General features: G+C 64.2%; 1 protein-coding gene. It reads right to left on the bottom strand.

Annotated features, from left to right (window positions below):
* Nucleotides 1–51 precede the first annotated feature (51 nt).
* A partial coding sequence (locus EN914_RS36645; RefSeq protein WP_127389747.1) for a substrate-binding domain-containing protein occupies nucleotides 52–839 on the bottom strand: 788 nt, incomplete at its 5' end.

The raw sequence follows: 839 nt of genomic DNA, 5'->3' as shown, positions 1-839 counted from the left end.
TGGCAGGCCGGCTCCCCGAAAGGAGCCGGCCTGTTGAGAGATTAGCAGGCGTCACTTTGCACAGGCATCGGGCACCTTCGAATAGTCCCAGCCCTTGGTTGGCGCCGGGTTCGAGAAATAGGCGTCGAGCCATTCCTCCGGCATCGGATCTTTCGGCGGGATCGGGAAGATAGACACGGCGTCCGTCGTCATGCAGTCCTTGTACCAGGCACCGAGATCGGCGGTGTGGACAGGCGGGATCGGGATCAGCAGCGTGTTCAGCTTCGGCTTCTGCCCGTCGAGCATGCGCTCGCCGACGCGGAACAGCGTCTGCGCGGTCCAGTGCGGCAGCACCGCATGGCCTTCGAAGCGGTACTTGTCGGGGTTGGCCTTCCAGTAGCCCAGCGCATCGCCGGTGATCGAGCCGGTGATCAATGGTGCGGGCCGGCCGGCTTCTGCGAAGGCTTCGGCGACGACGCGGCTTTCGCTGCCTGTCGTCCACACTGCATCGATCGGCGCCGGGTTGGTGGCGATCGCCTGCAGCACCACGGTCTTGGTGACGTTGGCTGTCCAGTTGCCATTGACATTGCGCGAGATCTTCAGCTTCGGATTTTCAGTCAGCGCCTTGTCCGCGCCCTGGCGCTCCTGCACCACGATCGGGTGTCCGGCGATGCCTTCGACCAGAAGGATGCTGGCGCCGTCCGGCTGCGCCTTGCCGATCGCCGCCATCATGTCGTAGCCCCAGCGCGCATAGTTGGAATCGACATTGATGGCGTTCGGGCTGGTCACCGAACCGGCAGCGGTGATGAACGGAATGCCGGCTTTGGCGGCAGCGTCGATCGCATCATCGAGTGCCGTCG

Origin of the sequence: Mesorhizobium sp. M7A.F.Ca.CA.001.08.2.1, from assembly GCF_003998455.1 — a bacterium.
Taxonomy (GTDB): domain Bacteria; phylum Pseudomonadota; class Alphaproteobacteria; order Rhizobiales; family Rhizobiaceae; genus Mesorhizobium; species Mesorhizobium ciceri.
This window is presented reverse-complemented; position numbering and strand designations above follow the sequence as displayed.